Below are 24731 nucleotides of genomic sequence, written 5' to 3'. Positions count from 1 at the left end.
AGAACACGCAACGAAAAAAGCGCCGCTAGCTTAATAAAAAGCTAGCGGCGCTCTATCTTATCGCTCATGATTTTGAGCGCTTACAGGCTTACTCTTGAACGACAATCACCGACTTGGCATTGACGAACTCGTGCATGCCGAAGCCGCCGTGCTCGCGACCGTAACCGGAGTTTTTAACGCCGCCGAAAGGCATTTCCGGTGTCGCAACACCAAAGCCATTGATAAACACCATGCCGGTATCAAAGTACTTGCTGGCAAGCTCGGTAGCGCGTTTCACATCTTTAGAGATGATGCCGCCGCCCAGACCGTAACGGCTGTCATTGGCAATGCGCATGGCATCTTCGTCGTCTTTGGCACGAATCAGCGCAGCGACAGGGCCAAATAGCTCATCGTCGTAAGCGGGCTGGCCGGGGGTGACGTTGTCCAGCACGGTGACCGGGTAAAACGCGCCCTTACCGGATGGCTTTTCGCCACCGCAGAGAATTTTCGCACCTTTGCGCACGCTCTCTTCCACTTGGTCGTGGAGACCATCGCGGAGATCCACGCGAGCCATGGGGCCCAGATCGCTGTCTTCTTGGGTCGGGTCACCCGCTTTAAGCGACTGCATACGTTCTACATAGCGCTTTTTAAACGTTTCATAGTTCTTTTCAGTGACCACAAAACGCTTGGCCGCGACGCAGGTTTGACCGCCGTTGTAGACGCGCCCCTGGACGCAGGTATTGATGGCGACATCCATATCGGCGTCATCAAGCACCAGGTAGGCGTCGTTAGAGCCCAGCTCAAGCACGGTCTTTTTAAGGTACTCAGCCGCTTTGCCAGCGACTTTGCGACCTGCGCCATCACTACCCGTTAGCGTTACGCCACGTACCGCAGAATGAGCAATCACCTCATCAGAAACATCGTGAGAGATCACCAGTGTACGGAAGACGTTTTCCGGAAGACCCGCTTCGCGGTAGATCTTTTCCAACAGCAGGCCGCTGCCAGTCACGTTTTCAGCGTGTTTTAGCAGCACGCCGTTACCCGCCATGATATTGGCGATTGAGTAACGTACTACCTGATATGCAGGGAAGTTCCAGGGCTGAATGCCGTAGATCACACCCATCGGTGAGTAGGTCACGAAACCGCGTTTACCATTGCCAGGCTGACGCTCTTCGTCGGCTAGCTTTTTGGGGCCATGTTCAGCGGTGTAATCACAGATGCCGGTGCAAAGATCGACTTCCTGGCGGGCCTGAGAAGGCAGTTTACCCATCTCATTGACCATCAGGTCGGCAAGCTCTTCTTTATGCTTTTGCAGCGCTTGGCCAATGGCTTTGACCGTTTTAGCGCGGCTTTCCAGCGATTCTAGGCGCCAATCGAGAAACGCCTCGTAGCAGGCGTCCACTATCTGCTTGGCTTCCGCGCTGCTCATTAGCGTATAGGATTCGAGGGTTTCACCATTGGTGGGATTGATCGTCTTGATACTGTTGCTCATAAGATCTCCTATCTATAGATCAACGTGGGGTCAAAGCGCCTAGCTCCAGGGCGCCTAATCGACCGGTCTATTACTGGTGCACGGTCACTGTAGTACAAAAAGAACGACCATGCATAACATTGGCGTTACCTTTCCGGCAGTGATTAAAGCAAACAGTTCAACCCATCACTTCAGTCAATGGTTGATGGTGTACCGCTTGTTACTCAAACGAAGGTCCACCGGCTTCTTCGCCCCACACTTCTTCCAGGCGCCCGTCGCGACCACAGCTGTAGCGGTAGAACTTATAGCGCACGGGGTTCTTTTGATAATAGTCCTGGTGGTACTCCTCAGCAGGCCAGAACTTGGTGGCTGGTACTATCTGGGTGGCGATCTCCCGGTCGAAGCGCGCTTCCATTTCGGCTTTGGACGCTTCGGCCAGTTCACGCTGGGCTTCGTCATGATAGAAGATCGCCGAGCGGTATTGATCGCCTACATCACAGAACTGACGGTCGACCGCAAAGGGGTCGATGTTGCGCCAGAAGATTTCTAAGAGCTGCTCGTAACTGATCTGCTCGGAGTCGTATTCGATTTGCACGACTTCAGCATGGCCAGTACCACCCTGGGAGATTTCTTCGTAGGTGGGGTTCTCTAGTTCGCCGCCGATATAGCCGGAAATGGTGGCGCTAACACCGGGCTGGTTGTCGTAAGGGGGTTCCATACACCAGAAGCAGCCGCCTGCAAACGTGGCTTCTGCACTGCTTTGGGCTTGAAGCGAAGGGCTGGCTAGGCCAGCGGCCGCCAATACGCCAAGCGTAAATGGACGAAGAGGGGACAGACGGATCATTGCAAGCACTCCAGTAGCAGGGCGAGTTACTGTTCATTATGAAGTTGATTAGTCGCTTGGTGTTCCCTTTCCTTACAGCCCCTTTGTGACAACCCTTTTTTTATGACTTAGCCTAGACGATGGGGCCATACCTCATCCAGCGTACTTAGCGCAGCGTTAACGGTCGATTCGTTGGTGCTTTCATGACGCCAGATAAAGCTTAACGCGCAGGGCAGGCGAATATTCTCCGCCACCGCCAGGCCGCTCTCCTGGCGTTCGGTCATCGCCAGGGCGTCCCGGGCCAGGCTTAAGCCAACGCCTGCGCGCACCAGGTCAAGCATGCAGGCCTCCTGATCCACCTGGGCTACCCGATTGGGAACTGCGCCGCTCGGTGCCAACGCCTGTTTTAACAGCCGGTGGTGGGCGGAATCCTGTGGCGTAACAATCCAGGGCAGCGTGGCTAAGTGCTCCCAACGAGTATCAATGAGTCGATTTTCCCAGCCTGCTGGGGCAATCACGTGATAATCAAAATGGGTTAGCTCACGCCAAGCAAGCGTCTCATGGCCTTTTCCAGGGCCTTGAGCGGGTGGCGCCAGGTAAAACCCAACGTCTAAGTCGCCTTGTTCAATGCGATTAAGCACGCTGCCGCTCATCCCATGGTGAAGTTCGGTTTCTAACTGCGGTGCACGGGCCATCAAGCGGCTCAAAAAGGCGCCTAGACGGAGAAATTCGGGGTCGACAATGGTGCCAATTGAGAGCTTGCCGCGCAGCGTGCTGTGTAATGTCCCGGCGGTTTGCTCAAACGACAGAGCGCTGGCCAGGGCCTTTTCAGCGGCAGGCAGCAGTGCATGGCCGTCGGGCGTCAGAGCAAGGCCTTGAGGACGGCGACTAAACAGCGTGAGGCCTAAATTCGACTGCAGTTGCTTCAACTTTAGGCTAATGGCCGGCTGAGTCAGGTGCAGCTGTTCTGCGGCGCGTGACACGCTGCCTGTTCGTGCAACGGCCACGAAGGCGCGCAGGGTGGCGTACTCTTGCATGATTAGCCTCAAATACTCGTCGTGATATTAGTAAAGCTTATAACTGGCTTTTAAATAACTCAATTGATCCGTTCACTAGGCCCAGTAGGCTAGGCTGAAAGTAAGCTTTTTGCACACGCTTTAAACATGCGTTCTTAACTAGGTACTCCCATGACAACAACAGCGATTCAGCACTTTATTAATGGTCAGGTCACCGCGGGTGAGTCTGCTCAATCCCAGGACGTCTTTAACCCTGCCACTGGCCGAGTTGCCGGCCGTGTGTCGCTAGCTTCCCCGGCGGACGTCTATACGGCGGTAGAGGCCGCACAAGCCGCTTTTCCCGCCTGGGCCGATACCCCGCCGATCCGCCGCGCCCGGGTGATGTTCAAGTTTTTAGAGCTGTTAAACGCTCATAAAGATGAGCTAGCCGAAGCAATTACCAAAGAGCACGGCAAGGTGTTCACCGACGCCCAGGGTGAAGTGGCCCGTGGTATCGATATTGTTGAATTTGCCTGTGGTATCCCGCAGTTGTTAAAGGGTGACTACACCGAGCAGGTGAGTACCGGGATCGATAACTGGACGATGCGCCAGCCGCTGGGCGTCGTTGCAGGTATAACGCCATTTAATTTCCCGGCCATGGTGCCGATGTGGATGTTCCCGCTGGCAATTGCGGCGGGTAATACGTTTATTTTGAAACCAAGCCCCCTTGATCCCAGTGCTTCGCTGCTGATGGCTGACTTGCTAAAGCAGGCAGGCCTGCCCGATGGCGTGTTTAATGTTGTGCAGGGCGATAAAGACTCCGTGGAAGCGCTCATTGACCACCCACACGTTAAGGCGCTGTCGTTTGTGGGCTCAACGCCGATTGCCAACCTGATCTACGAGCGTGGCGCGCGCAACGGCAAGCGCATTCAAGCCTTGGGCGGGGCCAAAAACCATATGGTAGTGATGCCGGATGCGCATTTGGATAAAGCCGTCGATGCGCTGATCGGTGCCGCCTATGGCTCCGCCGGTGAGCGCTGTATGGCGATTAGCGTGGCGGTGTTGGTCGGCGATGTGGCGGATAAGGTCGTCCCGGCATTGGCGGAGCGAGCCAAAGCACTGAAAGTAAAAGATGGCATGCAGCTGGATGCGGAAATGGGCCCCATTGTGACTCGCCAAGCCCATCAGCGGATTACTGGGTATATCGAAAAAGGCGTGGCTGAAGGCGCTGAACTGGTGGTTGATGGACGCAACTTTAATGCTTCATCGGCAGGCGAGGACTGCGCCGACGGGTTCTGGATGGGCGGTACGCTTTTTGACAATGTCACTCCCGAGATGACGATCTATAAAGAAGAAATTTTTGGCCCGGTGCTGGTCTGCGTGCGGGTGCCGGATATCGCCACTGCAATCCAGTTGATTAACGACCATGAGTTTGGCAACGGCGTTAGCTGCTTTACCGAAAGCGGTACGGTAGCGCGGGAGTTTGGCCGCCGCATTCAGGTCGGCATGGTGGGTATCAATGTGCCTATTCCGGTGCCCATGGCATGGCACGGCTTTGGTGGCTGGAAGCGCTCGCTGTTTGGTGACACCCACGCCTATGGGGAAGAAGGCGTGCGTTTCTACACCAAGCAGAAATCGATTATGCAGCGTTGGTCGGATTCGATTGATGCCGGGGCTGAATTTGTAATGCCCACGGCGAAGTAGCGACTAAACGTTACCGGAGCCAACCAATGTCAGAATCTACCCATAACAATATCGACCATATCAGTTACTTCGACTATATCGTGATCGGCGCAGGCACCGCGGGGTGCCTGATGGCTAATCGTTTGAGTGCCAATCCCAATAATAAGGTACTGCTGATAGAGGCGGGCGGTCGCGATAACTACCACTGGATTCATATTCCGGTGGGCTACCTCTACTGCATTAATAATCCACGTACCGACTGGCTGTTTCGCACCGAGCCCGATAAAGGCCTCAACGGCCGTTCGCTGATCTACCCGCGGGGGAAAACCCTGGGCGGCTGCTCTAGCATCAACGGCATGATCTATATGCGCGGCCAAGCGCGTGACTACGACCACTGGGCGGAAGTCACCGGCGACGATGCCTGGCGCTGGGAGAACTGCCTACCCGACTTTATCAAACATGAAGACCACTACCGTCTGGACGAGGGCGGAGATGCAGACGCCCAGCACCGGGATTTTCACGGCCACGGTGGGGAGTGGAGGATCGAAAAGCAGCGCCTTAAGTGGCAGGTGCTGGATGATTTCGCCGAAGCTGCCGTGCAGGCGGGGATCCCGCGTACCGACGATTTTAACCGTGGCTCTAACGAAGGCGTGGCCTACTTTGAGGTCAATCAGCGCTCGGGCTGGCGCTGGAATACCGCCAAAGCGTTTTTGCGCCCCGCGCTTAAGCGCAAAAACCTCACACTATGGCACTCCACTCAAGTCAATCGGCTGCTGTTCGAAAAAAGTGCCAACATGCTGCGGTGCACAGGGGTGGAGGTGGAGCGTGAGGGCAGCCCGCTTCGCGTCATGGCGAACAGGGAAGTAGTGCTCTGCGCAGGCGCGATTGGTACGCCGCATCTGCTGCAGCTTTCCGGTGTGGGGCCCGCAGAGTCGTTGCGTAAGCATGGCGTTGAGGTAGTGCATGAGCTGCCGGGCGTCGGCGAGAACTTGCAGGATCACCTGCAGATTCGTTCGATATATCGGATTACTAATGGCAAAACCCTCAATGCCATAGCCAGCACGCTGTGGGGTAAAGCGGGAATTGGCCTTGAGTACCTGTTTAAGCGCTCTGGGCCGATGAGCATGGCACCTTCGCAGCTGGGGGCTTTTACCCGCAGCACGAAGGATCAGCTGCACCCCAATATTGAGTACCACGTGCAGCCGCTAAGCCTGGAAGCCTTTGGTCAGCCGCTGCATCCCTACCCAGCGATTACCGCCAGCGTATGCAATTTGAACCCTACCAGCCGGGGCACCGTGCGACTTAAAAGCAGCGACCCGCGCCAGGCACCGGCGATTTCTCCCAATTACTTGAGCACCCCTGAAGATCGCAAAGTGGCGGCGGATTCTCTGCGGGTGACGAGGCGTATCGCCGAGCAGCCTGCGTTTGCCAAATACGCGCCGGAAGAGGTGAAGCCCGGCGTCGAGTATCAAAGTGACGATGAGTTAGCCCGGCTGGCTGGTGATATCGGCACGACTATTTTCCACCCGGTGGGCACCGCACGTATGGGCCAGGAAGATGATGCGATGGCAGTGGTCGATGCACGGCTGAGAGTGCGCGGTATTAGCGGGCTAAGAGTGGCTGACGCCAGCGTTATGCCGACCATCACCAGTGGCAACACCAATTCTCCGACGCTGATGATTGCCGAGAAGGCCGCCGGTTGGATACTGGCTGAGAGGCGTGAGGTTTACTAGCGACAAAATCTACTAAGCAGCGTTTTATGGGGGTGTTGACGCAGGAGGGTGGTTGAGCGCAGAATAGTTACAGTTGGTTAGCAAGTCGAACGTTGTCAGCAGTATAGAAGCGCCTCTAGCGTTAAATCTGGTGAAAGTCTCTTGTTATACCCACTGCAATTCGGGTATTTCCCGGTTTAATTAGCAACATTGAGGATTTCGATCATGGCAACTGGTACAGTTAAGTGGTTCAACGACACTAAAGGTTTCGGCTTCATTTCTCCTGACGACAATGGCGACGATCTGTTCGCGCATTTCTCAGAAATTCAGGCAGAAGGCTTCAAATCCCTGCAAGACGGCCAGAAGGTTTCCTTCGACGTCACACAGGGTAAAAAAGGCCTTCAGGCTTCTAACATCAAAGTAGAAGGTTAATTCCTTTACTAAGGTGTTAACAATCACCGCCTAGCGTTGATTGACCAGAAAACCCCGCCGAGCGCGGGGTTTTCGCTTTTTAGGTTTTGTAACCTAAACTTAGCTCACCTCACCTCACCTCACCTCACCTCACCTCACCTCACCTCACCTCACACCTCACACCTCACACCTCACACCTCACACCATATTCCATTTCGATCTTTAAATGTTTCTAAAAATAACTTTTTAGAATATGCGATTGGCTTCACAATACCGCCATGCTTATTTGTTAAGGATGTCGTGGTTATGTCGCTGGATGCTTGGATAGCGGTCGGGGTGGTGCTCACCATCTTCCCGTTGATGGCCTTTTCACGCCTGGGGCCGGATATTATTTTGCTGGGCGCGGTGATTTTGCTAATGACGCTGGGGGTGATTGACCCACAGCAGGCGCTGGGGGGCTTCTCCAATAGCGGCCTGTTTACCGTGGCGTTTATGTATGTGCTGGTGGCCAGCATTCGCGAAACCGGCGGCATCGACCTGATCATTCGCTATGTGCTCAAACGGCCAAAAAGCGAGCGAGGCGCGTTGGTTCGCCTGCTGCTCCCCGTGGCCACGCTTAGCGGTTTTGTCAATAATACCCCGGTTGTCGCTACCTATATTCCCGCGGTCATGAGCTGGAGCCGTCGGCTGCGCTTGTCTCCCCAGCGGCTGCTGATGCCGCTCAGTTTCGCCTCTATCCTCGGTGGCACCATCACGCTCTTTGGTACCAGCACGAACTTGGTGGTGCACGGGCTATTGCTGGAGCGTTACCCAGAACTCGGTATGGGCCTGTTGGATTTGGCCTGGGTCGGTGTTCCCGTCGCCGTCGTAGGGCTTGGCTATCTTATTTTGCTCGGGCCGCGGTTGTTGCCTGCCAGGGAAGGGCTGGCCAATGCGTTTGCCAACCCACGCGAGTTCACTATCGAAATGGAAGTCGACCCGGCAGGAGTGCTGGTGGATCGCACTGTCGAAGAGGCGGGACTACGCCACCTGCAGGAGTTGTTTCTGGTTGAGATTGAGCGCGCAGGCAACGTGGTTAGCGTTGTTGGGCCTGGCGAGCAGCTAAAAGGTGGCGATCGGCTGGTGTTTGCAGGTACCTCTGATGCGGCGGTGGAGTTGCAGCAAATTCGTGGCTTAATCCCTTCCCGGGATGGTACTTCCAGCTTGGAGAAAGAGTTTAAAGAGCGTCGCTTGGTCGAGGCGGTGGTCTCAAATCAGTGCCAGTTTATTGGCCAGCGTATTCGCGATGGTCACTTTAGAACCCTTTATGGGGCAGCAGTGCTGGCGATCTGCCGTGGCGGTGAACGGGTTAAGGGTAATCTTGGCCAAGTGCGGCTGCAGCCTGCCGATGTGCTGTTGCTGGAGGCGCGTCCTCCTTTTATTGAGCGTCATCGTCAGTCGCGGGACTTTCTGCTGATTAGTGAGTTAAATGGCGCAGCGCGGCCGATCCATGAGAAGGCGCCGCTAGCGTGGGGAGTGCTGTTAGGCGCCGTACTGCTCGCCGCCTTCGGTGTGCTGAGCATGCTCAACGCTGCCATGTTGGGGGCGGCATTGGCGCTACTAACGGGCTGCTGTTCGGTGGGCGCCGCCAAGCGTGGCTTGGATACCCAGGTGTTGCTCACTATTGCCGCGTCGTTTGGGGTGGGGGCCGCGCTGCAAAGCTCTGGTGCTGCCGAGGTAATGGCCGGCGGAGTGCTCACCTTAGTGGCCGGAAACCCTTTGCTACTGTTAGTAGGCACTTACTGTGTGGTGGCGCTGCTCACCGAGCTGGTGACCAACAATGCAGCGGCAGTGATTATTTTTCCGGTGGTGATGAGCGCGGCCGAAAGCTTGGGCGTGAACCCGATGCCCTATGTGGTGGCGGTAATGTTTGCCGCCTCAGCGAGCTTTTTAACCCCCATCGGCTATCAAACCAACCTGATGGTGTATGGCCCAGGTGGTTACCGGGTGAGCGATTTTCTACGTTTGGGCGGTGGATTAAATATACTGACGGGTGCCATAGCGCTCGTTTTGATTCCCCTCGTGTGGCCCTTTTAAACGTGGCGTGGCCTTTTTAAGCATGCCATGGCTCGCTGTTAACGCGGGTTTGCGCTAGGGTGGCCCTTTTTGAATAAGGAATACGATGTCATGACTGCTCCTGGCGAACTGATTATTGAGCCGAAAGATGGTCAACCCGCCGATGCCTGTGTGTTTATTATTCACGGCTTAGGCGCGGATGGGCACGATTTTGAACCCTTGGTGCCCGCATTAGCGCTGCCTAAAGATTCTCACGTGCGCTTTATCATGCCCCATGCGCCACGCCTGCCGGTGACGATTAATGGCGGTATGGTGATGCCCGCTTGGTACGATATTTTGGCCATGGATTTGGGGCGTCGGGTCGATGAGATTCAGCTCAAGAAATCTGCTGAGCGAATCCAAGTGCTGATTCAAGAGCAGATCGACCAGGGCATCGATAGCCAACGCATTATTGTGGCGGGCTTTTCGCAGGGTGGCGCTGTTGCCTACCACGCCGCGCTGACTTTCCCCGCGCCGCTAGGGGGCTTATTAGCCATGTCGACTTACTTCGCGACCGCCGACAATATCGATCTTGCGGAAGCCAATCGTCAAATCCCTATAGAAGTGCAGCACGGTCACTTTGACCCCATTGTGCCTGAAAGCCTGGGTCGTAGCGGTGTCGACCGCTTAAAAGAGATGGGCTACGCGGTCAACTACCGCCAATACCCTATGGCCCACGCGCTCTGCCCCCAGCAGGTGAATGATATCGGCAAATGGCTGAGTTCTCGCCTAAACTAAGCGCCTATTCGTGACCGATGCAAGGATGTAGCGAAAACGAATGACAGCCTCCTTTGATGCAACACACTCTCTTGACGCAATAGAAGTGCTGCTGGCGCTGTTCCTCACGGCATCAGCGCTAGTGAGCCTGTTTGATCGCCACCTGGTGCGCGCCTGCTACTTTTTTGTGGCCTTTGCGGCTGCAATGACTGCGGCCTGGTGGCAGCTCGGTGCTCCCTGGCTGGCAGCCGTCGAGCTGGTGCTAGGGGTAGGGCTAACCGGGCCCTGCTTTTTTTATGCCCTGGGCCATGTTGTACCCGGCGCTTCCTCGCCTTTAGAGCGCGATAAATTCAGCGAGCCTTGGTCGCGGGTGGCAATGCGGGTGGTATTGGCGCTGGCTTGGTTTGTCATGGTCGGCGCCGCGATCCGCTATGTCGTTGCCGATATGGCGTATGCACCTTCAGAGCATCCGCTGCTTGTTGCCGGGGTGGTGATCGCCGCTACCGCCTTAGGGGCGTTTGCGCTACACCGTCATCTGCTGCGTCGGCTGCTGGCGTTTAATCTGCTCGGCTCGGCGGTGTTTATGCTACTGGCTGGTGTGGCAGGTACCTCGGCGACTGCTCAGGCGTTAATTAGTGTAGGGCTGCTAGTCGCCTGGCTAGGGTCAATGCTGGGTGCGCTGTTGATTCGGCAGCTTGTACATCTCGAAGGGGTCGAGGCTTTGGGGCGTGACGGTAAACCTGAAGAGGGCGCCACATGATTTGGCGCTTTGGCCTTTTCGATAGCACCTTTGAACCCCTTCTCTCTACTCACTGGGCGCTGTTAGTTGCGCTTGGCTTACCCCTGATGCTGGGCATGCTGGCAGCACTATTCCCCCCTAAGCGGGCATGGCCCGTGGTGCTGGCGAGTGTGCCGGTGTTGGCCTCTGGGCTAATGCTGCTATCTGCTTACGATCAAGCGGGACTACTGCGCTGGCATTGGGACATAGCAGGCGTTCAGCTGTCGCTGCGCTTAAACGGGCTGAGCGTGCTGTTGCTATTAATGACTCAGGTGATTGGTGTTGCGGCAGCGATCTATACGCCAGGGTATCTGCGCTTAAGCGAAACCGGGCCGTTGGCACGCTGGCTGTGGCCGCTGATGGGCGTAGTGCTGAGTGCGCTTTCGTTAATTTGGCTGGCCACTGACCTGTTAACCCTCTATGCCGGGCTGGAGTTGATGGGCCTTGCGGCGGTCGGCATGCTGATGTTATCGGGCAAGGTAGCCGCGCTGGTGGCGGGAATGCGCTATTTGCTCTTGGCCCTGATGGGCTCGTTAACCTATTTACTCGGGGTCGCGCTGATTTTGGGCCATTGGGGGCGGTTGGATTTGCAGGGCTTGGCTGAGGTCGTCGAGCCTGGGCCGGTGGCGTGGTTTGCCGCCGCATTGATAGGCGCAGGGCTGGCCTTGAAAGCCGCGCTGTTTCCACTGCATGCCTGGCTGACTCCTGTCCACGAGAATGCCTGGACACCGGTGAGCGCGCTGCATGCGGCGCTGGTGATCAAGGCGTCGCTGTTTATATTGCTGCAGCTGTGGAGCATTCTGCTCCCCGATACTTTCTACGCCCCGCGTGTTATCGCTTGGTTAGGCATGCTGGCGATTGTATGGGGCGGGTTACTGGCGTGGCGTACCGATTCACTTAAAACCCTGGTCGCTTCTTCTACCGTAGGTCAGCTGGGTTACCTGATGGTGGCTTTTCCGCTACTACTGGGGCCGGATATTGCCCCGCTACCCCGCGCTTTGGCTTGGGAAGGGTTCTGGCTGCAGCTAATGGGCCATGCCTTTGCTAAAGCCGCCATGTTCATGGCTGCAGGTAACCTGATATTGGCCACCGGGGAGAGCACGCTCAAAGGCCTGGCCGGTACCAGCCGCCGCTTGCCGCTTTCGCTATTAGTGTTTGGTATTGCCTCCATTACTTTGATGGGGCTGCCGCCCAGCTCGGGGTTTACCGCCAAGTGGATGCTGCTACAGGCGATGGTGATATCCCAGCAGTGGTGGGCGGTGGCCGCGCTTTTAACCGGTACGCTGCTCACTGCTGCCTATATATTTCGCATGTTTCGCTACTGCTTTGATGAGACGGCCCCACGGCATCGTTATCAACCCTTGGCGCCGGGCATGGATCTGATCGCACTAACGCTTGCTCTGATTGCGTTCGCTCTAGGGTTATTGGCGCATTTCCCGCTGGAATTGATGCATGGAGGTAGCCCATGAACGCCGCCTGGTTACCGCTAACGGCTCTGGCCACTTCGCTATTGGTGGTGGTGATTATCTTTGCGCTGCCGGAAGACGCCCGGCGGCTGCGCACGACGATTAACCTAGCGGCGGCAATGGTTAAGATTATTCTGGTTACTCTTATGGTCAGGCGGGTCGCCGCGGGGCATGAGGATATTTTTAGCTTTCAAGTGATCGGTGGCGTTGATTTCGTACTGCGCAGCGATGCGTTGGGGGTGATGTTCGCCGGACTATCGTCACTGCTTTGGCTATGCACCACAATCTACGCCATTGGCTACTTGGAAGGTTCAGCTAATCGGAAGCGCTTTTTTGGCTTTTTTAGCCTCTGCGTTGCGAGCACGATCGGCATTGCGCTGGCTGATAACCTGTTTACCTTCCTGATTTTCTACGAAATGTTGACGCTCTCCACCTACCCTTTGGTGGTTCATAACGGTACCCAGCAAGCACTCGATGCCGGGCGCGTCTATTTGCGCTACACCTTAAGCGCCGGTGTGGTACTGCTGCTTGGCACCGTGTTGCTATATAGCCTGACTGGGGATCAGTCATTCTCCTCAGAAGAGGGGTTGGGCGACTATTTAAACGATCATCGCGGTCTGCTAACGCTAATATTTGCCCTGCTAGTGGGTGGGTTGGCGGTAAAAACGGCCATGGTACCGCTGCATGGGTGGCTGCCCAGGGCAATGGTTGCCCCCGCGCCGGTGAGTGCGCTGCTACACGCGGTAGCGGTGGTGAAGGCGGGGGCTTTCGGGATTCTGCGGGTAGTTTACGACCTGTTTGGCATTGAGCTGAGCGTGGAGCTCGGCGTTATTACCGCGCTAGCGGTAGCTGCCTCATTTACGATTATTTATGGTTCATTAAGGGCCATTGCCCAAGAGGAGCTCAAGCCCCGCCTAGCGTTCTCCACCGTCAGTCAGGTCTCCTATGTCATTCTCGGTATAGGCCTGTTTGGCCCTTTCGGCACCGTCGGTGCTTTAGCGCACTTGCTGCATCAGGGCTTAATGAAGGTCACGCTATTCTTCTGTGCGGGCAACTATGCCGAAGAGCTGGGGATCCATCGTATTGATGAAATGGACGGTGCTGGTAAGCGTATGCCGTTGACCAGCATCGCGTTTACTATCGGCGCGTTTGGCATGATTGGCCTTCCGCCCGTGGCGGGGTTTATTACCAAGTGGTACCTCGGCGTTGGCGCGATTCAGGCCGAGATGTATTGGGTCGTCGCCGTGCTAGTGGCGAGCAGTACCCTCAATGCTATGTACTTTTTGCCCATTGTGCACCGCTTATGGTTCCGTTCAGGGCCTGCCCATGGCAAAGGCAGTTGGCCCAAAGAGCAGCGTCTAGGCCGTTTTGAAACTCATAGTTGGCTGCTGTTACCGATGGTGTTTACCGCCTTGGTGAGTTTGGGGGCCGGGCTGTTTGCCGGGCTCCCCTTTAGCCCCTTGGATTGGGCGGCTCGGGTAGCCAACGGGGAGTATCTGCCATGATGACCATGCTGCTTGCCCTGGCGCTACTTTGGCCGCTGGTCGTCATCGGCTGGACGCTATGGAGCGCCTACCGCGCTCCGGCTGCTTATCAGAGCTATTTTTCAGCACTATGGCTAAGCGCCGCTTGGCCAGCGCTGCTGCTAGCCTATGGCGGTGAAGCGCAGTGGACGATGGATGCCTGGATGCTAGGCGGCGAATGGGCGCTTAACTCGCTAAGCCGCCCCTGGCTTGCGTTTACCGCGCTGCTCTGGGGGTTGGCAGCCATCCACGCGAGGGGCTATTTTGCGACGGAACAGGCGAAGGCCCAGGAGGGGGATCAGGATACTCAGCGACGCCTGTTGCGCTTAGCGCTGCTTTGGCCGCTGACACTGCTGGGCAACGTACTACTGATTATTGCCCAGGATATCGCCAGTTTTTATCTAGGCTTTGCGCTGATGACCTTCGCCGCCTACGCACTGGTAGTGCATAGCGGTACCGCAGAGGCGCGGCTGGGGGCCAAGGCCTATTTGATGTTAGCCGTGGTGGGTGAAGGGCTTATTATAGGCGGCTTTCTATGGGCAGCCGGTGAAGCTGACACATTAACGTTGCAAGGCCTGCGTGAAGGCATTTTAGTCGCAGAGCAAGGCGCATGGATGGCCGCCTTGTTGTGCTTGGGCTTTGGCGTGAAAGCAGGGGCTATTGGCTTACACGTATGGCTACCGTTAGCTCACCCGGTGGCACCGGCCCCTGCCAGCGCGGTGCTTAGCGGAGCGATGATTAAAGCAGGGCTGCTGGGCTGGATTAGTGTGCTGCCGTTAGGTGATGAGCAGATTTCAGCTTCCTTAGCCCAGTTTGGCAACATCATGTTAATGGCAGGGCTGGCGGCAGCGTTTGGCGCCGCGCTGTATGGCGTTTTTCAGCGTCATCCTAAAGCTGTTTTAGCCTACTCCAGTATCAGCCAGATGGGCATGATGACTGCTTTGGTGGCCATGGGATTAGTCGCGCCAGAGGTGTGGCCGTTGCTGTGGCCAGGCTTGGTGCTGTTTGCTGCCCACCACGCGCTGGCCAAAGGCTCACTGTTTATGGGCACCAGTATCAGTGAGCATCTACCCCGGTGGCCGCTGCCGTTGGTCTGGGGTTTGCTGGCACTGCCGGGTATCTCGCTGGCGGGTGCCATTGGGGCGGGCATGATCAGCAAGTGGGGGGTGAAGAGTCCACTCTACGAAATGCATCATGAATCGTTAATCAAACTACTCAGTTGGGCGGCTGTTGGCACCGCGGCTCTGGTAAGCGTTGCTTTATGGCGTCAGTGGCAGCAGCGCCATAAAGGAGGCAGTAACCGAGAGCAGTGGGGCGCCTGGTTAGTTGCCATAGCGGCAGCGCTGTTAACGCCATTTTGGCTTCCCCTCCCTGCGGGCAGTATTGAGATGCCGCCGCTTAAAGAGTGGTTGGGGATTATGTGGCCATTCCCGGTGGGGGTACTGTTCGCCGCGGTGGGCTGGCTATTAACGCGTCCGCTTAAGGGTAAATCCCTCCCCGCGGGAGATCTATGGTGGCTCTATGCGGGGATGGTCGGCGCTGCATTGGTGCCAATACGGCGGCTTGGGCACTACTGCGCCAAGCTTAAAGCGGCGAGTGTGGTAAGCGCACAAAAAACTGAAGAGATATTAATGGGCCATTTAACTCGCCTGTTGTCGACGGAGTCCTGGTTGCGTCACCATGTCAGTGGGCTGATGATGTTGCTTGCCGTGCTGCTTGCGGCGCTAATGATGTGGGAAGGTCAGCGATGAGACGACTGTGTGGACTGTACTTGTCAGGAGCCTGCTATGGGTAAGCTCCCGCGCGGTCGCCGGGCGCAGGTACCCGGTGATATTCCCCAGCGGGGTTGGCACGATATTACTTGGCGGGTAGTGCGCGCCGCTCGTCGTAACCGCCTGACCATGCTGGCCGCCGGTGTGGCTTTTTACGCCTTGCTGGCGCTGTTTCCCACTATCGCCGCGGTCATTTCCCTCTGGGGGTTACTGTTTGACCCTTATGAAGCCGGTCAGCAGTTGTATGAAATCAGCCGGTTCATGCCGCCGGATGCTGCCAAACTGATTGATCAGCAGGCTCAAAAGGTCGTGGAGAGTGCGGAATCGGGTAATTTTCTGGGCGCATTAGCCGGGCTGCTGATTGCGATGTTTATCGCTTCCAAAGGGGTGGCGGTGCTGGTTATTGGCCTTAACGTGGTGTACGGCGAAACTGAAAAACGCAGCCTGTTACACCGTAGTACGGTATTGGTCGCGCTGACTTTTGGTTTGATTTTTATGACGCTGATCTCGCTAGCGTTTATTGCCATCGTACCGGTGCTGGTCAACTCCTTGGCGATTAATCCTCCGTTGGATCAAATCCTGCAATGGCTACGCTGGCCTGCACTGTTAGTGGTGATGAGCATGCTGATTGCGCTGCTCTACCGCTACGCCCCTTATCGGCGCTCGGCCCAGTGGAGTTGGTTAAGTTATGGGACGCTGCTGGCAACGGGGATGTGGCTGTTAGGTTCCGGTGGGCTTTCGCTCTACGTGCGCTATTTCTCTACCTTTAGCGAGCTTTATGGCTCACTGGGGGCAGTGGTGGCGCTAATGCTATGGTTTTGGCTCTCTGCCTTTGTGGTGCTGTTTGGTGCGGAAGTCAACTGTGAGATGGAGCGGCAAACCTTCACTGACACCACCATTGGCGAGGCGCGCCCGTTAGGTGAACGCGAGGCGTTTGCCGCGGATACCATTGGTGCCCCCCGGCCGTGGAAGGACATTGAGGAGAGTAACGATACCTGAGGGTGTGGAGAAGCACCTCCCACCAGCGGTGGGAGGCAGTTGGTTTTAAAAAAAGCAGGTTTAAAGAAGAAAGCTTAAAGCAGTTCTTCCGCCGCCAGGGCCAGGCGCGAGCGTTCAACACTTTTCAGCGTAATATGCCCGGCATGGGGCCAATCACGGAAGCGCTCCACCACTGCGGCCATGCCGCAGGTGTTGGCGGTAAGGTAGGGGGTGTCAATCTGCCCGACATTGCCCAGGCAGACGATTTTGGTATTGCGCCCCGCCCGTGTTACTAGCGATTTAAGCTGTTTGGGGGTGAAGTTTTGCGCCTCATCAATGATTAAAAAGGTGTCGTTTAGGGTACGACCGCGCATAAAGCTCGGCGAGCGGATTTGTACCCGTGAACCAATCAACTGCCGCGTGGCGCCGTTATCCCAACTGGTTTCTCCCTCCTCGTTGCGCAGCAGGTTATCCATATTGTCGTGGAAGGCACCCATCCACGGTGACATCTTCTCCTCCTCGGTGCCGGGTAGAAAGCCAATGTCTTCCCCCATGGGGATCGGCGCGCGGGTAAACACAATACGCTCAAATAGCTTGGCATCCAGGGTTTGCTGAAAGGCGGCGGCCAGGGTCATAAAAGTTTTACCCGTACCGGCATTACCCGCAATGGTAACCAGATCAATATCGGGATCCATGAGTAGATTTAATGTGAAGTTTTGCCGACTGTCGTGGGCGTGAACGCCCCAAACGCCCGCGTGGTGGCGATAGTTCGTCAGCAATTGCAGGCGCGCCGAAGAGGGCCCCAGTTCACGAACGATTGCTTCGAACTCCGCCCCGTTTTCGCTATCCGAGACCAGCATGCCCACGTGCCAGTGGCGGGGCATAGTGCCGGTGAGTTGGTAGAAAGTGTGGTGATCGAGTCGTTCCACTGTGACATCAACATTCAACGCTTCCCACAGTGAAGCGCCATGCTGGCCTGCAGAGGTGTAGACCTGGGCGCCCTCAATCATGGCGTCGCTGTCGGAGAAGGCGCGGTCGTTGAGGTAATCTTCCACCGGTACTTTCAGCGCAGCGGCTTTAACGCGCAGGTTAATGTCTTTGGTGATCAGAATGACCGAGGCGTCGGGACGTTCTTCGCGTAGGCGACAGGTCTCCGCCAGTATGCGGTTGTCGGGGCTATCGTCGAGGGAATCAAACAGCTTTAAATCGTTATAACATAAAAAGTGCAGGCGTCCTGTGTCGCCACTGAGTCGGGGAATCGGAATGCCGCGTTGGATCTCATCAAAGGTGACTTGGCTGGTAAGGTCGGAGAGCGTACGGCTGATTTGGCGAGCCGTGCGGGCAATTTCACGTACACCATTTTTGTGCTTATCAAGTTCCTCCAGGACGGTCATGGGAATAACAACGTCGTGCTCATCGAAATGGTAGAGCGCGGTGGGGTCATGAATGAGGACATTGGTGTCCAACACATACAGCCGAGTGGCTTTCTTATCGAGTCGTACCATCGTTGGAATCACTCCTTGGTTGACGGCAACATCGACACTGGCAGGTGCGTATTACGCCCAGATGACACTTGCCAGTGTTCCTCACGTGGCGTGTCCTGGCGGCTCCTTATTTAGCTCTTTGTAATAGCGTGGAAGGCTTTGGTGTTTTTTTCCATAAAAAGATTTCAACGATATGTCAGCAAGTCCTGAGTGTTAGCCTGGTATTCGCCCGGGGCTCAGTTCTGGGAAGCTAAGAAGTGCGCCACTTTGTTTAACAAGGCGGTGGCCACCACGCCGCGGTTATCGCTCTCCACATAGCGGTAATAGTGGCTGTCTAGCACTAGATCGTGATTTAGCGTGCAGAGCGTGCCTGCCTCTAGGGCGCCTTTAACCAGCGGGTAAGGCAGCAGCGCCCAGCCGGTCGCGTTGATGACGGCATCGCGGATCACCTCAAACATGGTTAAACCCAGATAATTACCTGAAAACAGCGCCTCGCTGATCAGCTTGTCATCCTGTACGTAGGTCAAACACACTTGGGTGTACTGGGCCAAGTCGTCGCGGTTAACGCTAGGGAGGCGACTTAAAGGGTGATGGGGCGCTGCCACTAAACGCATGCTGACGGGAGCAAGGTTGGCCGCGTTGGTATCAATGCCTTCAGCGGTATACAGGCCGAAGGCAATATCCACCGTTTGGCGCTGCACAAACTGGGTGTGTTCCTGGGGTGGCACTAGGTACACTGAAATCGCGGTTAGCGGAAACTGCTGTTTTAAATCATGCATTACCTGACGCCAAAACACCTCGGGCAGGGCGTCATCACGGGCGATGCCGAGTTGGCTTTCAACGCCCTGCAAATGCTGGTGGCAGTGTTTTTTGATTCGGCTTGCGCTGGTCAGCAGGCGGTAGCAGTCAGGAAGCACGCTATCGCCCACGGCGGTGAGCGTTAGGCTATTGCCCGAACGCTCAAATAGCGCCACGCCCAGGCTATCCTCAAGCGCATTGACGGCGGCACTCAGTGTGCTCCGTTTAAGGCCGGTATGTCTTGCTGCTGCGGCAAAGGAGCCATGCTCGGTGACATCAATAAAGGCCTGTACCTGTTCTGCACGCATAGTCGCCTCGTTTAACGCCTTGAGCGCCAGTTAACTTGGCGCTGAGCGATTCGTGATTGTCATAACTCTTCTCTATTATGGCGCATAATTCGCTTAAAGTGATGGAGTTATCCGCGTGACCCCCTTTGTTGCCGAGCGCCGTGCGCTAAGATTTTCAGCCATTTCAGCCAGCCTATTTGCGTTTACCGGGCTTACGCTAGGGCTAACCAGCGGTTCTATAACGATTCTTTTTGACAGCGGCTACTCGCTGTTGAGCCTTGTGCTGGCGTCGCTATCTCTGTTTGCTCTTCAGCAGGCGCGTAAACCTGCGGATGAACACTACCCCTTTGGGCGGCTGACGGTAGAGCCGCTTGCAGTGCTGCTCAAAGGCGTAGTGATCGCGATGGTGTGTATCGTGTCATTGGTCTCCGCGCTATGGAGCCTGCTCGCTGGTGGGCGGTTGGTCACGCTGGATTTGGCGCTGATGTTTGGCGTGGTCAACGTCACGGGTTGTTTATTAACTTGGTGGTGGCTGGCGCGCTACGCCGGTGTAGCGCGCTCTTCGCTGTTGACCGCCGAGCTACGTCAGTGGCAGATGGATACCTGGCTAAGTGCCGCTGTCATGTTGGGGTTTGGGCTTACCTGGCTGTTAACCCAGTCGCCATGGGCCAGCTACGCGCGCTTTGCCGACCCGGTGATGGTGCTGATCATTGCAGGCTACTTCTTGCCCATGCCGGTTCGCATGGTGAAGGGAGCACTGCGTGAGCTGATGTTTGGCGGTTCATGCAGCAGCGTGCGACGCGATGTGGTGGAGGATATAGCTGACTTTGATGTCACTGCCGACGATGTGCGCCTGGCCCAGGTGGGCAGCTTTTTAATGGTCGATATCCAGCTCGACAAGCAGCAGTTCGACGACGCTCAAGAGATAGTGGAGAGTGTAGAGAAGCGCTGTAAACGGCTAAACCTGCGCCCTATTACCAGTCTTACCTTAGTCGCTGGCTGAGAAGGGTGAAAAAAGATTGACGTTCTGTTACAGGCAGTGCTATTTAGCGCTACCGACAATAGGTGTCGGCTTAATAGTGCTACGTTGAGGGTTGTAAAAACATGCCACTGCGCCGCTGTTTACCCGTACTGCTACTGACCACACTGGTCGCTGGCTGTGCAAGCTCTACCATTGCGCCAAGTTATACTACCGACAATCCTGACGTTATGCGGATTGGCGGTGAGCGCCCGGCTAACCGCGATGCGAGCGTTGAAAGCGCCGGATCGTTCTGCCTGGAAACCGCCGAACGTTGGAATGAGCATGGCCGTACGCCGGATGGCCAAACGTTATGGGCAAAAGACACCCTGCGTAAAGTGGTACCTTGCAAGCAGTAGTCGTTAGTAAAGCCAAAACCGCCAGCTTCGCTAAGCTGGCGGTTTTATATCAAAAAGGATAGTTAATCCTGTTTCTTTTCCGGTTTGCCTTTGCGCTGTGTACTCGCGAAATCTTCTAGCTCCTCCTCGCTCATGGAGTCATACATCTCTTTAGACGAACCATAAAGTTCACTGGGCTTGGTTTCTCCGCGCTTAGCGGATAGTGCCGCGCCCGCCGCTTTCTGTTGCGCCTTGGAGGTTGCTGGCATTGTTGAACTCCTTTCATTTAGCTTCCGTTTACCTACTGCACTATTGAGCATTGCATTTTTAAGCATAGTCACTGGTGCTCAGCTTTCCATTCATAGCGTACTAGGCTTTGTACGAAAACTGACTGCGCTCGACAATACTGCGTTAAAAATCGCCTCGTGCGCGAGTCCGATCGAAATGCTTATTTACACGCTCAGCTTTCCATTTATAGCGTGCTAACATTCATGCTCAGCCACCGGTTGACTTCCATTTGCCTGTCGCGCTATTAACCTATCGGGCGAAGTGTGCCATTCAGTAAAATCATCGTATCAACGCTATTAATGAAGAGAACGCCATGACACCGGCTATCAATAGTGCAAAACACGCAGGCATTGCCTTTCAAATCCATGAGTACGATCACGACGCCACCGCGCAATCCTATGGATTAGAGGCGGCTGAAAAACTCGGCGTCGCGGTGGAGCAGGTTTTTAAAACCTTAGTGGTAAAGCTGGATGGCAAACAGCTGGCGGTAGGCATTGTGCCGGTGAATGGCCAACTAGGGTTAAAGCAGATCGCTAAAGCCGCCGGCGCAAAGAAAGCGACCATGGCGGAACCGTCGGAAGTCGAGCGCACAACCGGTTATGTGCTGGGCGGTGTTAGCCCGCTGGGTCAGAAAAAGCGCTTGGCCACCTTTATTGATCATTCTGCCGAAAGCTTTGCCAGTATCTATGTAAGCGCCGGGCGTCGTGGACTTGAAATCGAGCTGGCCCCGGGGGATTTAGCCACGCTGAGTCAGGCTACCTTTGTGCCCCTGGCAACCTGATGTCACTGTGATGGCGGCGCAGCCCCGGGCACTTTCTGGTATGGTGCGGTAATATTTGCGCGTGTCGTTTGTCTTTTAGGCTGCGTGCGCTGTTTTCCGATGGCCATCTACCTGTGGCCCAAGCAAGGTAATATCGTGTCTGACTCCTCTTTCTCCTCGTTAGCGTTGCCAAAAGCTCTGCTGAGCAACCTTGCGTCCCTTGGCTACCACGAAATGTCGCCGGTGCAGGCGGAAAGCCTGCCGCCGATGCTGGCCGGGCGCGATGTGCTGGCGCAGGCGAAAACTGGCTCAGGCAAAACGGCGGCGTTTGGTTTGGCACTGCTGGCTAAATTGAAAGTAGACAGCTTTGCGGTGCAAGGCCTGGTGCTGTGCCCCACCCGGGAGCTCGCTGACCAGGTGGCTGAAGAGCTGCGCCGTTTAGCCCGCGGCATGGCCAATGTAAAAATACTGACCCTCTGCGGCGGTGCGCCCTTTGGCCCGCAGCTCGGCTCTTTAGAGCACGGCGCGCACATTGTCGTAGGCACACCAGGGCGTATTGACGAGCACTTGCGCAAAGGCTCGCTCACTTTGGAATCTCTCGCCATGCTGGTGTTAGATGAAGCGGATCGCATGCTGGATATGGGCTTCCAGGCAACCATTGATGACATCATTGCCGAGACCCCAACTGACCGCCAAACGCTGCTGTTCAGCGCAACCTTCCCAGACGAGCAGTCATCGGGCGGTCTAACCGAGATGACCCGCGGCGTCATGCGTGAACCGGTGATGGTGAAAATCGCCGAGGTGCACGACGCCACGACGATTCAACAGCACTTTTACAGTGTCGCCAATGAAGAGGCGCGATTTGACGCCCTGCGCCAACTGCTGCTGGTCTATCGGCCCGCGACCAGCGTGGTATTCTGCAACACTAAACGCGAAACCCAGGCAGTGGCTGAGCAACTGACCGATGCTGGTTTTAGCGCCGTGGCGCTCAATGGCGATTTAGAGCAGAAGGATCGTGATCGCATTCTGATTCTGTTCTCTAACCAGAGCGCGTCTATTCTGGTGGCCACGGACGTTGCCGCCCGCGGCCTTGATATTGCCCAGCTGGACGCCGTGTTTAACTACCAAATTGCCCGCGAGCTTGATGTTCACGTGCACCGGGTGGGTCGCACCGGTCGTGCCGGGGCCAGTGGCATTGCCTGTACGCTGGTAACCCCTAAAGAGAGTTACCGGCTGGAGCGACTGGAAGGGTTGCTGGAGCAGGCGATTAAAACTGAGCCCTTGCCTAAACCGCAGCACTCGGTGCCGTTCGAGCCGCTAATGGCGACATTGCAGTTAGCCGGTGGCAAAAAAGACAAGCTGCGCCCCGGCGATATTCTTGGCGCACTGACCAGTGAAGGCGGCTTGCGCGGCGATCAAGTGGGTAAAATTAAAGTGCTCGCCCGCAGTGCCTATGTGGCCGTTGACCGCGATGTGATTCAACAAGCTCAGGCCAAGCTCGAGCGTGATAAATTAAAAGGGCGGGCTTTCCGTGTTCGCCGTATCCGTTATTGAACGCGTACCAAAGAGGAGCCGACGCAGCTAACCATGAAAATCCCTAAGCGATTACAACCCCTGGTCGATGATGGAATGATCGACGAGGTGTTGGTGCAGTTAATGAGTGGCAAGGAAGCGCAGGTCTACGTGGTGCGCTGCGGTGAAGAAGTGCGCTGTGCCAAGGTATTTAAGGAGGCCAAACAGCGTAGCTTTAAACAGGCCGTTCAATATCAAGAGGGGCGTAAAGAGCGCAATAGCCGCCGTTCACGGGCGATGGCCAAAAAAACCCGTTACGGTCAGAAAGAGCAGGAGCAGGCGTGGCTGAATGCCGAAGTCGACGCGCTCTACCGTCTTGCCTCGGCGGGTGTGCGGGTACCTGAGCCTCATGGCTTTGTGGACGGCGTACTGTTGATGGAGATGATCAGCGACGCCGAAGGCAACGTCGCGCCGCGCTTGGACGAAGTCACGCTAACGCCAGAGCAGGCCGAGACCTACTACGCCAAGGTTATTCAAGACGTGGTTAAGATGCTGTGCGCGGGCCTGATTCATGGCGATTTGTCGGAATTTAATGTGCTGGTCGATGCCTCTGGCCCGGTGATTATCGATCTGCCCCAGGCCGTTGACGCTGCCGGTAATAACAGCGCAGCCGCGATGCTGTATCGCGATGTGGATAACATGCGCAACTACTTCGGCCAGTTCGCGCCAGAGCTTCTGAATACCGAATATGGGAGAGAGATGTGGGCGCTGTACGAAACCGGTGAACTGCATCCGGATAGTAAGCTCACAGGCCACTTCGATGCTGACACACATATTGCTAACGTCGATGAGTTGATGGAAGTCATCGACGATGCCAAAGAGGAAGAGGCGGAACGCCAGGCGCGTATGCGCGACGATGATGACGACGGCGAGATTCCGCAGCCTTACTGAACAGCCTCAATAAAGCTGGCTCCTCTCGTTTTACAGCAAAGTGAGGAGCCAGGTTCGAGCTTTTGCCTGCTTTTAAGATTTAACCCAGTAGTTCATTCGCTTGCTTGACCACATTGTCGACGGTAAAGCCGAAGTGCTTGAACAGATCCCCCGCCGGGGCGGATTCGCCGTAGGTGGTCATGCCGATCACGCGGCCGTCAAGACCCACATACTTGTACCAGTAGTCGGCATGGGCGGCTTCGATGGCGATACGCTTGGTCACCGCCTTGGGCAACACGCTCTCACGGTACTCGGCGTCCTGGCCGTTAAAGCGATAGGCCGAGGGCATGGAGACCACGCGTACCGCTTTGCCCTGCTGCTCGAGCTCGGCGGCGGCGTCCATGGCCAGGCCGACTTCAGAACCGGTGGCAATCAGTATCAACTCCGGCGTTCCTTCGCTGTCCTTAAGAACGTACGCACCGTTCTGAATGGCTGCCAACTGCGCTTTAGTGCGCTGCTGGTGGGGCAGGTTCTGGCGTGACAGCACCAGCGCCGTGGGGCCAGAGTGACGCTTGATGGCCGCATCCCAGGCGGCGGCGGTTTCGACCGCATCACAGGGGCGCCAGGTATTGAGGTTCGGCGTGGTACGCAGGCTGGTGAGCTGCTCAATGGGTTGGTGAGTCGGGCCATCTTCACCCAGGCCGATGGAGTCATGGGTAAACACATAAATCACCTGCTGGCCCATCAGCGACGCCATGCGGATCGAGTTACGCATGTACTCCATAAAGATCAGGAAGGTCGCGCCGTAAGGTACCAGGCCGCCGTGCAGAGCGATGCCGTTCATGATCGCCCCCATGCCGAACTCACGCACCCCATAGTGCAGGTAGTTGCCGCTGGCGTCTTCCGGGGTGATC

22 protein-coding genes are annotated in these 24731 nt (G+C 56.1%); 15 read left to right on the top strand and 7 right to left on the bottom strand.

Annotated features, from left to right (window positions below; translation table 11 throughout):
• Positions 1-88: 88 nt before the first annotated feature.
• The 3 genes from HALTITAN_RS21350 to HALTITAN_RS21340 all read right to left on the bottom strand — a co-directional run bounded on the left by HALTITAN_RS21350 (position 89) and on the right by HALTITAN_RS21340 (position 3310).
• On the bottom strand, positions 89-1471 hold the full coding sequence (locus tag HALTITAN_RS21350; protein ID WP_009288336.1) for an NAD-dependent succinate-semialdehyde dehydrogenase: 1383 nt from the start codon (positions 1469-1471) through the stop codon (positions 89-91).
• Between the two features lie 199 nt (positions 1472-1670).
• Positions 1671-2294: a peptide-methionine (S)-S-oxide reductase MsrA gene (msrA, locus tag HALTITAN_RS21345; protein ID WP_039860491.1), complete on the bottom strand. Its 624-nt coding sequence runs from the start codon at positions 2292-2294 to the stop codon at positions 1671-1673.
• 107 nt (positions 2295-2401) lie between these two features.
• A complete protein-coding gene (locus HALTITAN_RS21340; RefSeq protein ID WP_022522445.1) occupies positions 2402-3310 on the bottom strand; it encodes a LysR family transcriptional regulator in 909 nt (302 codons plus the stop codon).
• 150 nt (positions 3311-3460) lie between these two features.
• On the opposite strand from HALTITAN_RS21340, the gene HALTITAN_RS21335 reads away from it, so the two are divergent.
• The 10 genes from HALTITAN_RS21335 (at position 3461) to HALTITAN_RS21290 (ending at position 16423) form a co-directional block, all read left to right on the top strand.
• Positions 3461-4972 (top strand): CoA-acylating methylmalonate-semialdehyde dehydrogenase, encoded by a 1512-nt coding sequence (locus tag HALTITAN_RS21335; RefSeq protein ID WP_009288333.1) that lies wholly within the window; start codon positions 3461-3463, stop codon positions 4970-4972.
• 26 nt (positions 4973-4998) lie between these two features.
• Positions 4999-6684 (top strand): GMC family oxidoreductase, encoded by a 1686-nt coding sequence (locus tag HALTITAN_RS21330; protein ID WP_051052176.1) that lies wholly within the window; start codon positions 4999-5001, stop codon positions 6682-6684.
• Between the two features lie 204 nt (positions 6685-6888).
• Complete coding sequence (locus HALTITAN_RS21325) at positions 6889-7095, top strand: cold-shock protein (protein ID WP_022522448.1); 207 nt, start codon at positions 6889-6891, stop codon at positions 7093-7095.
• A gap of 285 nt (positions 7096-7380) precedes the next feature.
• A complete protein-coding gene (locus HALTITAN_RS21320) occupies positions 7381-9150 on the top strand; it encodes an SLC13 family permease (protein WP_027958549.1) in 1770 nt (589 codons plus the stop codon).
• Between the two features lie 90 nt (positions 9151-9240).
• Positions 9241-9906: an alpha/beta hydrolase gene (locus HALTITAN_RS21315; protein WP_027958548.1), complete on the top strand. Its 666-nt coding sequence runs from the start codon at positions 9241-9243 to the stop codon at positions 9904-9906.
• A gap of 40 nt (positions 9907-9946) precedes the next feature.
• Positions 9947-10645: a hypothetical protein gene (locus HALTITAN_RS24590; RefSeq protein ID WP_009288330.1), complete on the top strand. Its 699-nt coding sequence runs from the start codon at positions 9947-9949 to the stop codon at positions 10643-10645.
• The gene (locus tag HALTITAN_RS21305; protein WP_027958547.1) at positions 10642-12132 is read left to right on the top strand and encodes a complex I subunit 5 family protein; all 1491 of its coding nucleotides are present in this window, start codon (positions 10642-10644) and stop codon (positions 12130-12132) included. Before HALTITAN_RS24590 ends, HALTITAN_RS21305 begins: the two co-directional genes overlap by 4 nt.
• The gene (locus HALTITAN_RS21300) at positions 12129-13634 is read left to right on the top strand and encodes a complex I subunit 5 family protein (RefSeq protein WP_039860489.1); all 1506 of its coding nucleotides are present in this window, start codon (positions 12129-12131) and stop codon (positions 13632-13634) included. The genes HALTITAN_RS21305 and HALTITAN_RS21300 overlap by 4 nt, the downstream gene beginning before the upstream one ends.
• Positions 13631-15403, top strand: a complete 1773-nt coding sequence (locus HALTITAN_RS21295) for a complex I subunit 5 family protein (protein ID WP_039860488.1) — start codon at positions 13631-13633, stop codon at positions 15401-15403. Before HALTITAN_RS21300 ends, HALTITAN_RS21295 begins: the two co-directional genes overlap by 4 nt.
• A 36-nt stretch (positions 15404-15439) precedes the next feature.
• A complete protein-coding gene (locus HALTITAN_RS21290; RefSeq protein ID WP_035538190.1) occupies positions 15440-16423 on the top strand; it encodes a YihY/virulence factor BrkB family protein in 984 nt (327 codons plus the stop codon).
• Positions 16424-16497: 74 nt separating this feature from the next.
• On the opposite strand, the gene HALTITAN_RS21285 is transcribed toward HALTITAN_RS21290, so the two are convergent.
• Together HALTITAN_RS21285 and HALTITAN_RS21280 are read right to left on the bottom strand one after the other, a co-directional pair.
• Positions 16498-17907: a PhoH family protein gene (locus tag HALTITAN_RS21285; protein WP_039860486.1), complete on the bottom strand. Its 1410-nt coding sequence runs from the start codon at positions 17905-17907 to the stop codon at positions 16498-16500.
• 215 nt (positions 17908-18122) lie between these two features.
• Positions 18123-18992, bottom strand: a complete 870-nt coding sequence (locus HALTITAN_RS21280) for a LysR family transcriptional regulator (RefSeq protein ID WP_009288327.1) — start codon at positions 18990-18992, stop codon at positions 18123-18125.
• A 115-nt stretch (positions 18993-19107) separates the two neighbouring features.
• Between HALTITAN_RS21280 and HALTITAN_RS21275 the strand changes: the two genes are divergently transcribed.
• Entirely contained in the window at positions 19108-19974 is an 867-nt protein-coding gene (locus HALTITAN_RS21275; protein ID WP_009288326.1) for a cation diffusion facilitator family transporter, read from the top strand.
• Positions 19975-20075: 101 nt separating this feature from the next.
• Positions 20076-20348, top strand: coding sequence for a hypothetical protein (locus HALTITAN_RS21270; protein WP_039860484.1), 273 nt, complete (start codon positions 20076-20078; stop codon positions 20346-20348).
• Positions 20349-20410: 62 nt separating this feature from the next.
• Here the strand turns inward: HALTITAN_RS21270 and HALTITAN_RS21265 are convergent, their stop codons facing one another.
• Entirely contained in the window at positions 20411-20596 is a 186-nt protein-coding gene (locus tag HALTITAN_RS21265; protein WP_022522460.1) for a DUF3008 family protein, read from the bottom strand.
• Positions 20597-20928: 332 nt separating this feature from the next.
• Between HALTITAN_RS21265 and ybaK the strand changes: the two genes are divergently transcribed.
• From ybaK to HALTITAN_RS21250, 3 genes are all read left to right on the top strand, one after another.
• Positions 20929-21396 (top strand): Cys-tRNA(Pro) deacylase, encoded by a 468-nt coding sequence (ybaK, locus tag HALTITAN_RS21260; RefSeq protein ID WP_009288325.1) that lies wholly within the window; start codon positions 20929-20931, stop codon positions 21394-21396.
• Positions 21397-21495: 99 nt separating this feature from the next.
• Positions 21496-22929: an ATP-dependent RNA helicase DbpA gene (gene dbpA / locus HALTITAN_RS21255; RefSeq protein WP_176316401.1), complete on the top strand. Its 1434-nt coding sequence runs from the start codon at positions 21496-21498 to the stop codon at positions 22927-22929.
• Between the two features lie 33 nt (positions 22930-22962).
• Positions 22963-23838 carry a PA4780 family RIO1-like protein kinase gene (locus HALTITAN_RS21250; RefSeq protein ID WP_009288324.1) on the top strand — a complete coding sequence of 292 codons (876 nt, stop codon included), beginning with the start codon at positions 22963-22965 and terminating at the stop codon, positions 23836-23838.
• A gap of 79 nt (positions 23839-23917) precedes the next feature.
• Here the strand turns inward: HALTITAN_RS21250 and HALTITAN_RS21245 are convergent.
• Positions 23918-24731, bottom strand: an 814-nt coding sequence (locus HALTITAN_RS21245) for a transketolase-like TK C-terminal-containing protein (protein WP_039860481.1), incomplete at its 5' end; no start/stop codon positions are given.

This window comes from Vreelandella titanicae BH1 (genome assembly GCF_000336575.1).
Lineage (GTDB): Bacteria > Pseudomonadota > Gammaproteobacteria > Pseudomonadales > Halomonadaceae > Vreelandella > Vreelandella titanicae.
This window is presented reverse-complemented; position numbering and strand designations above follow the sequence as displayed.

Bases quoted from the DNA above. Each gene is read 5' to 3' on its own strand.
- HALTITAN_RS21350 (WP_009288336.1), bottom strand. From the start codon at position 1,471: ATGAGCAACAGTATCAAGACGATCAATCCCACCAATGGTGAAACCCTC.
- msrA (WP_039860491.1), bottom strand. From the start codon at position 2,294: ATGATCCGTCTGTCCCCTCTTCGTCCATTTACGCTTGGCGTATTGGCG.
- HALTITAN_RS21340 (WP_022522445.1), bottom strand. From the start codon at position 3,310: ATGCAAGAGTACGCCACCCTGCGCGCCTTCGTGGCCGTTGCACGAACA.
- HALTITAN_RS21335 (WP_009288333.1), top strand. From the start codon at position 3,461: ATGACAACAACAGCGATTCAGCACTTTATTAATGGTCAGGTCACCGCG.
- HALTITAN_RS21330 (WP_051052176.1), top strand. From the start codon at position 4,999: ATGTCAGAATCTACCCATAACAATATCGACCATATCAGTTACTTCGAC.
- HALTITAN_RS21325 (WP_022522448.1), top strand. From the start codon at position 6,889: ATGGCAACTGGTACAGTTAAGTGGTTCAACGACACTAAAGGTTTCGGC.
- HALTITAN_RS21320 (WP_027958549.1), top strand. From the start codon at position 7,381: ATGTCGCTGGATGCTTGGATAGCGGTCGGGGTGGTGCTCACCATCTTC.
- HALTITAN_RS21315 (WP_027958548.1), top strand. From the start codon at position 9,241: ATGACTGCTCCTGGCGAACTGATTATTGAGCCGAAAGATGGTCAACCC.
- HALTITAN_RS24590 (WP_009288330.1), top strand. From the start codon at position 9,947: ATGACAGCCTCCTTTGATGCAACACACTCTCTTGACGCAATAGAAGTG.
- HALTITAN_RS21305 (WP_027958547.1), top strand. From the start codon at position 10,642: ATGATTTGGCGCTTTGGCCTTTTCGATAGCACCTTTGAACCCCTTCTC.
- HALTITAN_RS21300 (WP_039860489.1), top strand. From the start codon at position 12,129: ATGAACGCCGCCTGGTTACCGCTAACGGCTCTGGCCACTTCGCTATTG.
- HALTITAN_RS21295 (WP_039860488.1), top strand. From the start codon at position 13,631: ATGATGACCATGCTGCTTGCCCTGGCGCTACTTTGGCCGCTGGTCGTC.
- HALTITAN_RS21290 (WP_035538190.1), top strand. From the start codon at position 15,440: ATGGGTAAGCTCCCGCGCGGTCGCCGGGCGCAGGTACCCGGTGATATT.
- HALTITAN_RS21285 (WP_039860486.1), bottom strand. From the start codon at position 17,907: ATGGTACGACTCGATAAGAAAGCCACTCGGCTGTATGTGTTGGACACC.
- HALTITAN_RS21280 (WP_009288327.1), bottom strand. From the start codon at position 18,992: ATGCGTGCAGAACAGGTACAGGCCTTTATTGATGTCACCGAGCATGGC.
- HALTITAN_RS21270 (WP_039860484.1), top strand. From the start codon at position 20,076: ATGCCACTGCGCCGCTGTTTACCCGTACTGCTACTGACCACACTGGTC.
- HALTITAN_RS21265 (WP_022522460.1), bottom strand. From the start codon at position 20,596: ATGCCAGCAACCTCCAAGGCGCAACAGAAAGCGGCGGGCGCGGCACTA.
- ybaK (WP_009288325.1), top strand. From the start codon at position 20,929: ATGACACCGGCTATCAATAGTGCAAAACACGCAGGCATTGCCTTTCAA.
- dbpA (WP_176316401.1), top strand. From the start codon at position 21,496: ATGGCCATCTACCTGTGGCCCAAGCAAGGTAATATCGTGTCTGACTCC.
- HALTITAN_RS21250 (WP_009288324.1), top strand. From the start codon at position 22,963: ATGAAAATCCCTAAGCGATTACAACCCCTGGTCGATGATGGAATGATC.